General features: G+C 37.9%; 15 protein-coding genes. 8 read left to right on the forward strand and 7 right to left on the reverse strand.

Annotation, left to right across the window (positions count from 1 at the left end):
- Window positions 1–41: 41 nt before the first annotated feature.
- The gene (locus A8B79_RS03325) at window positions 42–287 is read right to left on the reverse strand and encodes a hypothetical protein (RefSeq protein WP_066217939.1); all 246 of its coding nucleotides are present in this window, start codon (window positions 285–287) and stop codon (window positions 42–44) included.
- Window positions 288–331: 44 nt separating this feature from the next.
- On the opposite strand from A8B79_RS03325, the gene A8B79_RS03330 reads away from it, so the two are divergent.
- Window positions 332–1,453 (forward strand): anhydro-N-acetylmuramic acid kinase, encoded by a 1,122-nt coding sequence (locus A8B79_RS03330; RefSeq protein ID WP_066217941.1) that lies wholly within the window; start codon window positions 332–334, stop codon window positions 1,451–1,453.
- A gap of 7 nt (window positions 1,454–1,460) precedes the next feature.
- Here A8B79_RS03330 and A8B79_RS03335 read toward each other — a convergent pair whose 3' ends face one another.
- Window positions 1,461–2,354, reverse strand: a complete 894-nt coding sequence (locus tag A8B79_RS03335) for a 3-methyladenine DNA glycosylase (RefSeq protein WP_066217943.1) — start codon at window positions 2,352–2,354, stop codon at window positions 1,461–1,463.
- A gap of 221 nt (window positions 2,355–2,575) precedes the next feature.
- Here A8B79_RS03335 and A8B79_RS03340 point away from each other — a divergent pair, with 221 nt between their 5' ends.
- Window positions 2,576–3,187 carry a thioredoxin family protein gene (locus tag A8B79_RS03340; protein ID WP_082894048.1) on the forward strand — a complete coding sequence of 204 codons (612 nt, stop codon included), beginning with the start codon at window positions 2,576–2,578 and terminating at the stop codon, window positions 3,185–3,187.
- 1 nt (window position 3,188) lies between these two features.
- On the opposite strand, the gene A8B79_RS03345 is transcribed toward A8B79_RS03340, so the two are convergent.
- On the reverse strand, window positions 3,189–3,893 hold the full coding sequence (locus A8B79_RS03345) for an RluA family pseudouridine synthase (protein WP_153038337.1): 705 nt from the start codon (window positions 3,891–3,893) through the stop codon (window positions 3,189–3,191).
- A gap of 292 nt (window positions 3,894–4,185) precedes the next feature.
- Between A8B79_RS03345 and A8B79_RS03350 the strand changes: the two genes are divergently transcribed.
- A complete protein-coding gene (locus A8B79_RS03350; protein WP_066217950.1) occupies window positions 4,186–4,560 on the forward strand; it encodes a hypothetical protein in 375 nt (124 codons plus the stop codon).
- Between the two features lie 396 nt (window positions 4,561–4,956).
- Window positions 4,957–5,778 carry a polyphosphate kinase 2 gene (ppk2, locus tag A8B79_RS03355; protein ID WP_066217952.1) on the forward strand — a complete coding sequence of 274 codons (822 nt, stop codon included), beginning with the start codon at window positions 4,957–4,959 and terminating at the stop codon, window positions 5,776–5,778.
- 60 nt (window positions 5,779–5,838) lie between these two features.
- Here the strand turns inward: ppk2 and A8B79_RS03360 are convergent, their stop codons facing one another.
- The 4 genes from A8B79_RS03360 to A8B79_RS03380 all read right to left on the reverse strand — a co-directional run bounded on the left by A8B79_RS03360 (window position 5,839) and on the right by A8B79_RS03380 (window position 10,778).
- A complete protein-coding gene (locus A8B79_RS03360) occupies window positions 5,839–6,258 on the reverse strand; it encodes a DUF1801 domain-containing protein (RefSeq protein WP_066217954.1) in 420 nt (139 codons plus the stop codon).
- Between the two features lie 432 nt (window positions 6,259–6,690).
- The gene (locus tag A8B79_RS03370) at window positions 6,691–8,169 is read right to left on the reverse strand and encodes a sodium:solute symporter family protein (RefSeq protein ID WP_066217957.1); all 1,479 of its coding nucleotides are present in this window, start codon (window positions 8,167–8,169) and stop codon (window positions 6,691–6,693) included.
- Complete coding sequence (locus A8B79_RS03375) at window positions 8,170–8,424, reverse strand: hypothetical protein (protein ID WP_066217958.1); 255 nt, start codon at window positions 8,422–8,424, stop codon at window positions 8,170–8,172.
- Window positions 8,421–10,778: a DUF2339 domain-containing protein gene (locus tag A8B79_RS03380; protein ID WP_066217959.1), complete on the reverse strand. Its 2,358-nt coding sequence runs from the start codon at window positions 10,776–10,778 to the stop codon at window positions 8,421–8,423. The genes A8B79_RS03375 and A8B79_RS03380 overlap by 4 nt, the downstream gene beginning before the upstream one ends.
- A gap of 78 nt (window positions 10,779–10,856) precedes the next feature.
- Between A8B79_RS03380 and uvrC the strand changes: the two genes are divergently transcribed.
- The 4 genes from uvrC to A8B79_RS03400 all read left to right on the forward strand — a co-directional run bounded on the left by uvrC (window position 10,857) and on the right by A8B79_RS03400 (window position 15,039).
- Complete coding sequence (gene uvrC, locus A8B79_RS03385) at window positions 10,857–12,701, forward strand: excinuclease ABC subunit UvrC (protein WP_082894049.1); 1,845 nt, start codon at window positions 10,857–10,859, stop codon at window positions 12,699–12,701.
- Window positions 12,702–12,938: 237 nt separating this feature from the next.
- Window positions 12,939–13,583: an RNA polymerase sigma factor gene (locus A8B79_RS03390; protein ID WP_066217962.1), complete on the forward strand. Its 645-nt coding sequence runs from the start codon at window positions 12,939–12,941 to the stop codon at window positions 13,581–13,583.
- Window positions 13,567–14,130 carry a hypothetical protein gene (locus A8B79_RS03395; RefSeq protein ID WP_066217964.1) on the forward strand — a complete coding sequence of 188 codons (564 nt, stop codon included), beginning with the start codon at window positions 13,567–13,569 and terminating at the stop codon, window positions 14,128–14,130. The genes A8B79_RS03390 and A8B79_RS03395 overlap by 17 nt, the downstream gene beginning before the upstream one ends.
- Before the next feature lie 111 nt (window positions 14,131–14,241).
- On the forward strand, window positions 14,242–15,039 hold the full coding sequence (locus A8B79_RS03400) for a ParA family protein (RefSeq protein WP_066217965.1): 798 nt from the start codon (window positions 14,242–14,244) through the stop codon (window positions 15,037–15,039).
- Window positions 15,040–15,042 lie beyond the last annotated feature (3 nt).

Raw genomic sequence — 15,042 nt, forward strand, 5'->3', positions numbered from 1 at the left:
TATCAGCTATCAGCTATCAGCTATCAGCTATCAGCTATCAGCTAAAGCGGTAATAAAATAATCTCTTCAAAATCCAGATCAAGAATTTCAAAGATCGGTGTAGCTATCTCTTCAATTTCTTCCTCGGGATATTCATCCAGGCCTTCGAGTTTTACATACAAAGTATCATTATGGTCATCCACAAAATATTGAACATCCGTGGACTCGAAGCTCTCTTTTAACGTTTTAATTAGAAATTGAAGATCTTCTTCAAAGGATTGATGTTCTGTTTCTTCTATATTATTCATGCAGATGGATTTGATTTGAAGCAAAAATACCCCGAGTTTGAGTCATGAACAAGCAACTTCTTCGACTAACTGAGATTGCCCAAAAACCTCAGAGAACTATTATTGGGTTGATGTCCGGAACTTCACTGGATGGACTGGATATCGCTATGTGTAAGTTCAAGTGGAAGAAGCCTCAGTTGCTGAATTTCAGAACTGTAGAGTATTCCCAAGATTTAAGAAACAGAATCAGGGCTGTTCAGTCTCAGGTACAGGTTAATCTTCAGGAAGTTTGTGTTTTGCATACAGAGTTGGCTCACTTATACGCTGATCTGGTTTTGGAATCTCTGGAAGAATGGGGAATTGAGCTGCATCAGGTGGACTTGATTGCCAGTCATGGACAAACGATCTATCACCATCCGAATGAAAAGATGAACAGCACACTTCAAATCGTTGATGGAGATCATATTGCCGAAAAAACCGGAATTGTTACTATCTCTGATTTCCGCCAAAAACATGTTGCCAAAGGAGGTGAAGGTGCTCCGATAGCAGGAATTATGGACGAGGCATTATTCAGGTCGGAATCAAAACACCGATTACTGTTAAATCTTGGTGGGATCTCAAACTTTACCTGGCTACCAAGTAAGGAAAGTGGTGAGGAGATATTGACCTCAGATATTGGTCCGGCCAATACGCTTATCAACGAAGCAATGAAGAAGCATTTCAACAAACCTTTTGATGAGAATGGAAAAGTGGCATCAAATGGAAATGTACACTCCGGATTGCTGAAATATTTATTACTGGAACCATTTTTCAGAAAACCATTTCCGAAGACAACGGGACAGGAAGATTTTAATCTGGATCTGGTGGAAGAACTAATGACCGGATTCAAGATCGAGCTGGAACCCGAAGATCTTGTAGCAACACTTACCCATTTAACAGTTCAAAGTATTACACGAGCTTTTGAAGAAGTTATTGGAAATAAGCCTTTTGAAATTTTTATATCTGGTGGGGGAGTGCATAACTTAACCGTTATGAGTGGGCTGAAAGAGAGGCTTGGTAATGCTGAATTCAAAGATTTTGAAGAATCAGGAATAACAGCAGATTCCAAAGAAGCGGTGTTGATGGCATTTCTTGCAAACGAATGTGTTGTTGGGGGAGAGTGGGAGTTGGGGAAGGTTAGTTTATAGGATTAGCTTAAAATTTAATTAAGAGCTTACCATAATCAGTAATTAATTTATCTCGAACCGGTTTCCCTTTCTCAAAAATAGCTTCCTGAAGCGCCTTGTATTCTTTTCTTCCTTCTTCTGTTTCGATTTTAATCGGTTCTAAGCCATGATCTCGCAAATCATACGGACTAGCTTGCATGTCAATGGTTCGGGCTTCTAATGCCAGTTCAAATGCTTCCAGAATAAGATCGCTGCTTACCCACGGATATAATTTGAACGCCCATTTATACAGATCCATATTAGAATGAATACAACCCGGCTGTTCGGTTTCTGAGAATGTATCTCTGGAAAGCTCAAATCGATTCATTGGCTGTGCAGGTTTAGTGAAAAAGCGAAAAGCATCGAAATGAGTGCAAAGCAGTGGTCGTGATTCCACAAATTCAGCAAGCTCATCCGGCTCCATTCGCAGTGGAACCTGATCATGTCTTGGTTTTTCGGCTTTGTAGACCATAGCCCATTCATGCATGCCAAAACATCCAAAAGACGGACGACTGTTTTGAGTACTTTTCAGCATTTCCAGAATCCAGGTGGCAGAACGAATTCTTCTTTCCGGAAAAAGGTCCATATCGATCCATGCTTTATTATCTGATATGTTCAATTCCTCAAAATCAGGAAGAGTTTCCACATCAGAAAACTCAAGAGCGGTTCCAAATCCGGGCGACCATCTCTTTAGCATTGAAGGACGAAAGGCGTAATATTGAAACAAGAAGTCCATTACCGGATTCTTTTTGTGTTGAGAACGCTCGATCAAATATTGACCGACTAAATTATCTACTTTAGATTCGTGGTCTGTTTGTCTGGACTTCCATTCTTCTTCAGGGAGAACCACGTCTATATTTATGTCAGGTATAACTGCTTGCATATCCAAAGATAAGGAATTGGATTTAACCCTTTCAGGGTTTTTGTGCGAATATCTTACATCTATTGATATTGAATCCCTTCGGGATTAATCATGAATTATAAACTTGATAAATTTTAATTCAACTTGTCTCAATAAAATAGACTATCAATCTTATCACATATATCAATCAATTGTGATAGAAATAGTTTATAAGTTTGGTAAAATTTTAAATGAGACAACAAATGATGAAGTCATCAGCTATTACCAACGAAGTTCTGACCAAAGCTCTTAACTATGACAGTTATACGAAGCTGATAGGAGATCTTTTTTCTGAAAACAGAACAACCAATGACGATAATTCTGAAAGTCAGTTGAACTATACCAAGCTGAATATTCAGCGGGCTTCAAGATGGGAAAAGAGAGCTAAGCTGAATGATGATCTGAAGGAAGTGGTCAATAAGATTAATAACGATCAGATCTGGTTGGTGATCACAGAAGGGTGGTGCGGAGATGCTGCTCAGATACTTCCTTTTATAAATAAAATATCAGAGCTAAATGAGAAAATTGAACTGAAGCTCATACTCAGAGATCAGCATCCCGAAGTGATGGATGAGTTTTTAACAGATGGAAGTCGGTCAATTCCGAAAGTTGTTGTTCTGAATAAAGAAACTCTTGATGTGTTGGGGAGCTGGGGACCACGACCAAAAGCCGTACATGATGATTATGTTCAGAAAAGGAGAGATGCTGATTATGATAATAAGAAAGCAGCTGAAGAACTTCATTTGTGGTATGCCAGAGATAAAGGCAAAACCACTCAGGTAGAGTTCAAAGAATTTTTAGAAACACTGAACTGAATCAGTATTCAAAGAAATTCCAGGGTTGAAGATTTGGTACACTAGCCTCAAAAGTCATTTTCTTTTTAAGAGTAGGATGCTCAATAGTCAACCGTACGGCTCTTAAACCCATTTCTTTTCCGTCTTTGTTTCCTTCTTCTCCGTATCGGTAATCGCCCCATAATGAATGTCCTTCTTTAGCCATTTGTACCCTTATCTGATGAGGTCGACCTGTAAACAAGTCTATTTCAACTAAACTGTAATTGGCATTTTGTTTGATGGTTTCAAAGCTGAGCTTAGACTCTTTGGCTTTGCCCCTGGGCTTTTTATATGCGGAAACGTTATTCGAACGATTATCTTTCTCCAGGTAATGAACCAATGTGGCACTTGGCGGAGTCATTCCCTCAACCATTGCCCAATAAGTTTTATCCATTTTATTATTTCTAATCTGCTCCGATAATCGGGAAGCAGCTTTAGAAGTTCTTGCCAACACCATTACTCCACTGACAGGTCTGTCTAATCGGTGAACCAATCCCATCCAAACATCGCCTGGTTTGTTATATTTCTTCTTAATGTACTTTTTACAAAGAGTTAATACGTCAGGGTCTCCGGTGTGATCTTCTTGTGATAGAACACCTGCAGGTTTATCAATCACCAATAAATGATTGTCTTCATAAATAATAGGGATATCCGGATTAGTGCGCGTAGTCTGTTTTTTCATATTCATTCTCAGGTTCTTGAGGAAAATACATCTTTTTAAATCCTGATTTCTATTTGCTTTTGATTAATCCATTGACTTTCAATGAATTAAAATATTTAAAATTATTCTTATAAAGCCTTAATATTAAAAGAGGGAAAAGCTTATTAATAAAAGTATTCTTAATTTACACTGGTGAGCAAATAAAAGTTAAGGTAGCCCGTTCAGTTCTTTAATTGTAACATCTGGCATTAAGCTCACTCTTAGTATAGTAGTGATTATAAAACCACAAAAGAGAAAAAAGTTCATCTAAAGACGAAATATGTTTAATTGGTTCAAGAAAAAGGAAGTATTTAGAGAAATTTGTATCCCAAAAGTATTTTTGGATAATGATATTGACTTCCGCTACCAGCATTCCATTGAGATCGCAACCATTCGAAGTAAAAGCAAATCAATATTTAAAGATATTGCTAAACTAATTCAAGAAAATGATACTCAATCTTTGAAAGACCTTTCAAATCCAGTATTGAACGAGGACTCTATCAAGGTATATAACTTAATAGGTTCACAGGAAAATCAAAGAATGTTAATTGCCATTCTAAATCCTGTTAAGAAAGGAGAAGAACCGAGACTGGTAGCTTATAATCTGATCAACTCTGCTCGCCAAATGAGCATTAAAAAAGTTAGTAATTTTTAGTATTCAAAAGAAAATGGCTTAAAGCAAGTTGTCCCGAATTTAGTTTCGGAATATTGGTGGCAAATTTTAGTTTTGAACTGATTAGGAAGTAATTTAAACTACAATTTAGCTAGTATATTATAGATAAATAAGTTTCTATCGTTAGTAGATCTGCGTTTTCCTCTGTCAATAGTACTTTTCCCGGGATAACTACAAAGCTTCTTGTCCTCCAATAATGGTAGGCATTACTGGTAAAAATTCAATAATATCATCATCTTATCTGTTATAGAGACCTCTTTATGTTCACCCGTATGTGAATAAGTTTCACCTTCGTACTTATGAATATTAATTTTGAAAATGACTTGCCAGTAATGATCTTGATCCAATGTAAAATTACTAAATATCTCTTCTTTTGATATGGACAAAGAAAATTATAAAAATGGTAAGCTGAAGTACGAAGTATATGCTGAAGAACTTGCCAAACTACGGTCAGAATTACTAAAACTGCAATATTGGGTAAAAGAAAAGCAGCTAAAAGTGTGCGTGATCTTTGAAGGAAGAGATGCTGCAGGAAAGGGTGGAGTCATAAAAAGGATAACTGCTCCATTGAATCCCAGAACCGTTCGCGTGGCTGCACTTGCAAAACCAACTGAAAAGGAGCAAACACAATGGTATTTTCAGAGATATGTACAACATCTTCCTTCAGCAGGCGAGATCGTGATTTTTGACCGAAGTTGGTATAACAGAGCAGGAGTAGAGCGAGTAATGGGTTTTTGTTCTGATGAAGAGTATTGGGAATTCCTTAGAACGTGTCCAGACTTTGAGAAAATGCTCATCGGATCAGGTATTATTCTTATAAAATATTGGTTTGCGATCAGTGACGGCGTTCAGGATAAACGTTTTCAGGATAGAAATAATGATCCTCTCAAGCGATGGAAACTCAGTGATATGGATCTCTTGGCAAGAAGTAAATGGGTGGAATATTCTAAAGCTAAAGATATAATGTTAGAACATACCGATACATCTGAATCTCCTTGGTATGTGGTAAATGCTGACGTTAAAAGACATGCCCGCTTAAACTGTATGACCCATCTTTTGAGTAAAATCGATTATCAGGATCTAACTCCTGACCCAATCGAGTTGCCACCATTAATTGTTGATACAGATTATGAAAGACCTTCTATAAACAACCAGAACTGGGTTCCGGCGATCTATGGGGAAAATCCTTTTGACAGTTAATTATCTTGAATTGAATTTATAGAATTACTAAAATTTATTGTCCTTGAAAGTAACGTGTTTTCAAGCTCCCAAAAGCGGCAAATGCTTCACTTTATGATAAGTAAGAGCAAGCTTTATACAATGCTTGAGTTCGTTCTCGGGGATTTTTTCATCCAGCTTAAATACAATGGCTCGGTCACCTTCAAAAATGAATGTATCCTGATAGAGTTTTTTGAAAGTGGGAACTAGTTTGGAAGTGCATTTGAAATACATGGCATATTGATCCGGTTTCTTTTCTTTCCAGTCCATGCGGACTGTGCTTCCGTGTTTAGTAAGATAACTCGGTTCTCCCCATTTCAACGTTTCCTCCAAGTTTTCCAAGCCATCAACTTCTGAAGCAGCTTCCAGTACCAATTCTCTTAGTTTCTCCATTTGAGACCGAACAGAACCCGGATAATTCTCAAATACTTCGATGGTTTTTGGGTTGGTGGATAGGTTCATTGTAATTCTTCAAATTTCCAGTTAAAAAATGTTGAAAAGGATTGTTTTGTGAGAAATCAGATTTTAATCTTATGGCAATAGTATGTCTGTCCTACCGTCAGCAAGGTCAAGCCATATTAGGAATGAAAATATTCCCATTAGTAAGATTAATAAGTCTGAAATTAAAATTGAAATAATAACTACAAATGAATTCGACCAATCCTCTTTTGCTCTAAAAGCCTTTCGATGAGTAAGAAATAGCCAAATTGGAAGTAGTAAAAATTGGAGAATGAAAATAATGGGTCTCCACGTTCTATAATCAACAATAGCGTCTAATAGAATTAAGAAGCAGAATAAACTCAAAGCAAAGCATATTACTACTTGCCCAAATATTTGAATATAAAATCTATTTCCCATTTTAAGTTGACATAATTACATGGTAACACATGATTTTTAAAGCTCCGTATACCTCTCAATTCGGTCTCTGTCCTCAGGCTCGGTGGTCAAGCTAATTCCTATTAATAAAGCCAGATTCACGATCAAACCATAAATTCCTTCATGCATGGGGAGCGGTTTGAATTCGGGATTGTAAAGGAAGAATAATGTGACCACAATCCCGCCGATCAATCCTGCAAGTGCACCTTTTCCATTTGCTCGAGGCCAATAAAACATGGCAAATACCAACGGGAACATCTGAGCAATTCCGCCATATGCTCCCAGCAATAGAGATACAATATCCGTTTCTGAAAACACCGCGAAGTAATAGGCGATCAAACTTATTACAATTACTAAAATTCGTATCAATGTCCGTTCATTGCCTTCAGCTTTCATCCAGTTTGCAAGTGATGGGGATTTTGAAAGTCCGTCCCGAACGGCAACCGAAGCTGCTGCGTGAACAATGGCATCACCCGAAGACATTGAAGCCGCCAAAGTTCCGGCACAAACCAAACCGATCAGAATTACAGGCAGATCCATTTGAAGCAATACATGTGGAAGAATAGAGTCAGCCGGAGTTACATTCGGAAAAGCCAGAACGGCAGCAAAACCGATGATCAAAATCGGAACCAAAAAGACCTGAAAAGTAGGGTAGAGGACAACAGTTAATTTAATAGTTCGATCACTTTTTGCAGCAAACGCTTTCATAAAGAAATGTGGCCACATCGAAAATCCAATCGCAGAGATCAATACGGCTGAACTGAATCCCCACCAATCCCAGACGGCTCCGCTACTGGTTAAACCCGGAGCAGTTAAAGCGTCACCAAAATCGGAAGCAATCAATTCCTCAAACATCGGCCCGATTCCTCCATACATCTTTTCAGGAAGATATATTCCCAAAAACCATGCAATGATCAGCATGAAAATTCCTTGGAAAGTATTCGTCCACCCAACCCCCATCACTCCACTGAAGAACACATACACAAGCACAACTCCGTATGCAATTCCGGCGCCCAACCATTCAGGAATAGTTCCTTCACTGATCGTATTCAGCACCAATCCGGCGCCTTTCATTTGAAGGGTTAAATAGGGAATTAATACCACCACTGTTAGTATAGCTAAAAGAGCAGAAAGTACTTTACTGTTATAACGATCCTGAAGTAATTCAGCCTGAGTCACAAATCCGTGTTTTGCTCCAAGTTTTCTGGCCTTGGGACCAAAAAAGTAAAAGGGAACCATTCCCAAAGCTCCATAAGCAATAATGTAGAAAGCGGCTGCTCCACGAGAATACGCCCAACCCGGTCCACCCAAAAATGCAAAAGACGAAAATATGGAAGCGCCCAACACAAAATAGAGAATGAACACATTCATGGAGCGATCACCGGCTACATATCCGGCTGCACTGTTACTCACTTTTCTTCCGGGGATGATTCCCATCACCAAAGTGATCGCCAAATAGATCCCACAAATTCCGAGGATAATGATCCAGTCAGCCAATTAGCTTTCCTCCTCAGTATCTTTTCTGAAAAAGAGAAAGAGTGCTGTAAAGGAGCAACAAACCATCAGAATAACCCAGAAAAAGGAGAGTGGGAGCCCAAGAATTAGTGGCCTTGCTGAACTCATCAGTGGATAAACCGGCCAGATCAAACAGATCTGAATCAGTACCAGAATCGGAACTAAAATAAATGCACGCTTTCTCCGATTTGGTGATCGAGTAGAAAAAACTAAGCCTTTTGGGATTTTGTTGTTCATGATGATTCCTCTCTGGGTTCGGTGGAAAGTTCGTCCTTGAATCGATTATACAAGTATGATATAACAAGTAATAGAATACCGAGAGAGATGAAAACTATCGTTTTTGAGATTGTTGACAGATGACTGATATCATAAAAGAATAGCTTTAACAGTGTAACAAAAAACACAAAGATTGCACCGATTCGGAGATGTTTTTTTTGAACAACTATACCATAGAAAATCAAAGCTAGTGAACATGCTCCCCATAAAATGCTTAGACCCAGTTTATAAGAATTACTGAACCCGGCGATATCCAACCATTGTATTAATTCAGTACTTAGAATAAAGATCCCGGAGAACGCTAAAAATAATTCGAAATATACTTTTTGATCCGGTTTTTTATAGTGTTCAGAGGCCAGTTTTTTGCAAACGAAAAGTCCCCAGCCGGCAAATCCGATAAGAATATATCTGAGTACAATATTCCAAGCGCTTTGATGTAAGCCTTTTGTGTCGAATTCTCCAAGGTACAATTCCCTGAGAAACTTGACTTCGGTAAAGAATGATGCAAAAAAGAACAAGAATAAAGCTCCATACAGATAGAGACTTATTTTATCGAGTTGAGGAATTCTAAACCATCGTTTATTAACAAGTGTTCCTAACCCAAGAAAGGTAAAAGTATAATTCATTACCCAAATTGCTTTTACAGGATTAGATTCTGAATATTGCCCATCTCCTTTGAATATCAGAATGCTATCAAGATCCCAATAACTAAAAATATTCTGAATCTCGAAAAGTAAGTTGAAGTAAAGAGTAAAAACTAAAACAAAAGGGATTCCAATCTTAAAAAATAGCAATCGTTTAGAATCCGGTTTAAGAATTAAATCACTTGGATTTTTTACAATAAGATATTGGATCGCATAAAAAGCAGCCCAAAAAACGAGAAAGGTTCCAAATAATGAATTTATAAATGGTAAAGTATCCGAAGAGGCGCTGAAAACTAGGAAGTCAAACCAATAACCGAGCAAGCCTAAAAAAGCCAGAATTATTACAGGGTACGACAACACTTCAAAAATCCTTAAGCCCTTTTTTCGTCCCATCCAAACCAGTAACAGAGCTTCCAAACTCCACGCCATAGTTATCCATTGATCCTGAAACTGAATTGGAATAGCGAGTGTTAAAAAAACAAGAACCAAACCGTTTAGAAAATTCAGGGTGGTTGGGGAAGGTAATTCAAATTTCTTTACAGCCCTGCCGGCAAGAAAATGTATTAAAGCTACCAATACGGTAAAAAGTCCATGAAGGTGTTCATATTCAAATTCAAGGGTTTGATATCCAATACCAAAAAACAAGAATGTATTTGTCAGAATTGTGGAGATATCAAGAGAGGAGAGTTTTTTCTTGTTTCTGATCTTGTACGCAAGCGATGATGCATAAAAAATAAAAAAGAATAAAGTCGAGAATAGTAAACTGGTTACAATATCAGTTTCATAGGAGAAGTCCAGATTAAACCACGATAAAAAGATTAACCATGTAAATAAGAAAGCTGAGTAATACAGGATCTTCCAGTACCTTTGAAGGGCGATAAATAATACTCCAAGATTTATAAAGAGTATGTAACTGAATAAAACAATATAGTTGCTTGATTCTCCTCCAACTAAAAATGGCACTGCATAACCGCCAACAAGTCCGAATACAGATATCCATTCTTTGTTATAACCAATCGCTGTTACAACGGTAACGCCGTTTATCAAAGCCATGATGATAAAAGTTACTAATTGTGGAATAAGACCGTAAAAATTGTAGGCTGCAAAAGTTATCAAATACATGGATGCCATAGCACCACCCATTATTACTGCGCTATAATTCAGGTATTTATTTTTGAGGCGATAAGCTACCCCGGCTAATCCAATGCTAAATAAATAACCTAATATGATTCTTGTAAGAGGACTTATCAGATCATTTTCAATGACATAATTGGAACCGATAGCCACACCAATTACTGTGATAATGATCCCAATTTTATTAATAAGATTTTCACCGAGTAATTTCTCAAAATCCAACCAGCTTGCTTTCGATCGCTTTTCAGAATTTGCCTCCTCATGAATCTCCGGCTTATTCTCTTGATATTTTCCAAGCACAAAAGAATCGAATTCTTCCGGTAATGGAAGTTCTTTTTTAGGAACAGCTTCTTCTTTATTCTTATCAGTTGGTTGCTCAGAATCTTCGGGCTTCTTCAGATCAAACTGTTCTCTGCGTTGAAGGGATCTGATTTCAGAACGGAGTAATAATACTTCTTTTTGCATCTGTTGTTGTTTTTGCAAAAAGCTATCCAGCTTATGTTGAAGCTGATCCAGTCTGTCTTTTGATTCGCTCATAGAAATTTATTTTTGAGAAAGTAACAGATGAGTGGGATACTTCAAATTAGATTACTGATTCTTTTATATCTTTGAGTTGTGAGCAATACCAAGATCAACATAGAAGTTTCTGAAAAAGTAGCGAATCTACCGCTTTCACCCGGAGTGTATATCTACAGAGATAAAAGCGGAAGTGTGTTGTATGTAGGAAAAGCCAAGAAGCTCCGAAACAGAGTTCGTTCTTATTTTCAGGAATCCCGGAATGTAGATGGGCGCATCAAAACGATGGTTTCTAAGATCGATGATCTGGAAGTGGTAGTTACTGATTCGGAAGCGGAAGCTCTGATCTTGGAGAATAACTTCATTAAGCAGTATCAGCCTCGCTACAATATTATGTATCGGGATGATAAATCGTACCCTTATATCTGCATCACAAAAGACGATAAACCCAGAGTGTTTCCAACCCGGACTATCGTAAAAGACGGAAGTAAATATTACGGTCCGTACGACAGTGTGATAAACATGAAGCGAATGCTGGAAACCATTCGTAAAGCATTTGATCTTTGTACCTGTGCGGTTTCAATCAAGAATATTGATCGAACTCGCGGGATTCCTAAGTGGCATTCCTGTTTTGATGATTATTTAGAGAACTGCTCCGGCGATTGGGATAATGAACGCTATAATGTTGTTGTATCAAAAGTAGAGCGCCTGTTGAACGGACAAACGGAAGTATTGATCCGCGAACTTAAGGAAGAGATGGAAATAGCATCTTCCGCTTTAGCATTTGAAGAAGCAGCTAAGCTTCGGGATAGTCTTATTGCCGTGGAGCGCTACAGCAAAAAAATGAAAATGGTCGCGGATAAAAAAGTAGATCGCGATGTATTTGCATTGATAATCGATTCGGAACTTGGAGAAGCCTGTGGGGTTTTATTTAAAGTTCGTGAAGGAAAGTTGATCGGTAAATTCCATCGCTTTTTGAAAAATATTGAAGGACTGGCTGAAGGTGTTCTGCTTCAGTCTTTTGTGGAAGATTATTACACCGGTCAATATACAGCGGCCATTCCGGATGAGGTGTATATCAGCAAAGAAATGGAAGATGATGAAGCATTGGTACAGTATCTGTATCAGGAAAAAGGGAAAAAAGTACCGGTTCATGTACCGCAGATCGGAGAGAAAGCACAGTTGATCAAAATGGCCAAATCGAATGCGAAGCTTCATTTGAATGAAAGAAGATTAGAAAAAGAAAAAGCAGAACGCGATCGCATTCCTCACGCAGTAAAAGAGCTGAAAGAGCATTTAGGTTTACAGAGACTTCCCAGAAGAATTGAGTGTTTTGATAATTCAAATTTACAAGGATCAGATCCTGTAGCTTCTATGGTTTGCTTTGTGGACGCAAAACCTCGAAAAAGCGAGTACAAGCGATTCAATATTAAAACAGTTGTTGGCCCGGATGATTTCGCATCGATGAAAGAGATATTGACACGGCGCTACTCCAAAGTGATGAAAGATGGATTGCAAATTCCGGATCTTATTATTGTTGATGGTGGGAAAGGACAACTTAGTTCTGCAGTGCAAGCCCTTAAAGAAATTGGGTTCTACGGTGAATGTGAAATTATCGGCTTAGCAAAGAGATTGGAAGAAGTCTTTTTACCTGAGAAGTCAGAATCTATTATGATCCCCAAAAAATCAACTGCCCTTAAACTGATCCAACAAGCCAGAGATGAAGCACATCGGTTTGCGATCACATTTCATCGTCAAAAAAGGTCCAAGAGAACATTGATCACAGAACTCACTGATATAGAGGGAGTGGGTGAAAAAACATCACAAACACTGTTGAAGGAATTTGGTTCAGTAAAAAAAGTAAAACAAGCTGAAATAGAAGAGATTCAAAAAGTGATCGGGGAAAAATCCGGAGAAAAAGTTTACAACCATTTCAATAATTAGATCGTCTTAGCTTGTGATGTGATAATACGGCTAACATCATCATGTGATATGAAGGTTGAGCATCATGAATTAAAATAGAACCAAGCCAATTGTCTTAGCTCTTCGTACAATAGTGCAAGACAAGAGGTAAAATGCTCTTTGTGTTAATAAATGTTATTGATTGAATGTAATTGAGGTATTCAGAGTTTAATCAATACGTTGGCAAAGAGTTAACCCCAAAATACACGGGTGAACACAATGGAACTATTAAAGAGAACTACAAAGGCATCTTATAAAGATCTTCGGGACAGAGATCTGGTACGTTATTTTAGAAAAAAGGCTGACGAAGCTGCATTCAATGAATTAATGAACCGTCACCAGGCAAAAATTTATTCATACATTTATAGTATGATCAACAACCCTGAAACAGCTAATGATATTTTTCAGGAAGTGTTTACGAAGGTGGTCACAAAAATGGATGACACCTACAACGAACAGGGTAAATGGATTGCGTGGGTAATGAGAATTGCGCACAATGCAACAATTGACCATATAAGAAAACAAAAGCGTTACATTGACGTTAACTCTTGGTACGACGATGATGATTCTCGCTCAGATTACTTCGATAGAATGACGGACGAGAGTTGGGTAGACGCAGATGAGCAATTAGTTGAGGGCGAAACAAAGTCCAGTTTAATGGCTCATATAGCTAAATTACCTGAGGAACAACGCACCGTTGTACTTTTGAGGCATTATTATGAAATGCCCTTTAAAGAAATCGCAGAATTGACTAATGTATCAATAAATACGGCACTAGGTCGTATGCGTTATGCGTTGATAAATTTGCGCAAGCACTTTGAGGAAGAAAGACAACATGAGTTTAAACATGCAAATAAACGATGAAGACTGTATTCGGTACCTCATGAGGGAGATGGATCCCTCTGAGGAGATCGAATTTGAAAGAGAAATGATGAGTAATGAAAACTTACTCATAGAAGTTGAAAGTTTAAGGAGCACATACAATAAGGTTAAAAAGTTACCATTAAAGCAGACACCTGCTGAAATACTCAATAAAGTTAAAGAACAAGCTGTATCCGATCAGCAAAAGCGACTACGAAGTTCGTTTAAGTTAATAGGTTGGTTTGGGAAATCGGTAGCAGTAGCCGCAACTATTCTGCTACTTATTTCGATTTCTGCATATTTCATTGATTTTGGAACGTTAACCAGCTCACCCGCTCAAACCACTGTAATTTCTGCCGGTACCGTTCAGCCATGGGTTGACAGGAATGAAATTATTAATATATCAGATCGTACAGACGCGGTTCAGGCACAAAGAATTGGTGCCGAGTACGAAAAGAGTTATGAAAAACTTATACCGGTAGATAAAGTTGATATATCCTCAAATCAAAGACAGGGAGTACTATTAACCAGTTCTCCGGTTAATAACTAATCCCAATTGTGGATAACTTGCTATATGGATGTGAATAAGTATTTTTGTATCGCATGATACCTCGCTTTATATTGATTTTAATGTCAAAGAACCAAAATAAGCGAGTATTTAATGGGTAAAGTTATCTCTATAGCAAATCAAAAGGGAGGAGTAGGTAAAACAACTACTGCTATCAACTTAGCTGCTAGTTTAGCGGCCATAGAGCACCCAACACTTGTAATTGATATAGATCCTCAAAGTAATACAACAAGTGGATTAGGTATTGATGTTAAGACGGTTACCAATTCTGTATATGAAGTGATGATTGGTAGCACAGACACTACTGAAACGATACGCTCAACAGAATTAGATTTTTTGGATTTGGTGCCGGCTCACATAAACTTGGTAGGTGCGGAAATCGAAATGATTGACAGAGAGGATCGCGAAAGAATTCTTGATAAGGCTATCGGTGATCTAAGAGATAAATATGACTTTATCATTATTGACTGCCCGCCTTCTCTGGGACTTTTAACTATCAACGCGCTTACAGCATCGGATTCTATTGTAATACCTGTTCAGTGCGAGTACTTTGCATTAGAAGGTCTTGGTCAATTATTGAATACGATCAAAATTGTAAGACAACACTTGAATCCTGACTTGGATATTGAAGGCGTTTTATTGACGATGTATGATACCAGAACTAGATTATCCAATCAGGTGGCTGAAGAAGTAAAGCGTTATTTTGATGACAGAGTTTTCAAATCAGTGATCGCCAGAAATATCAGGCTTGCTGAAGCTCCAAGTTTTGGTAAACCGGCGCTTTTATATGATTCTACCAGTACCGGAAGTAAAAATTATCTGTCTTTAGCTCGTGAGATCATTAAGAAAAACAGAAAGCTATTTAAGAATAGTCCTGTACTTTCTAATTAAGGA

The sequence above is a fragment of the Balneola sp. EhC07 genome (genome assembly GCF_001650905.1).
Taxonomy (GTDB): Bacteria; Bacteroidota; Rhodothermia; order Balneolales; family Balneolaceae; genus Balneola.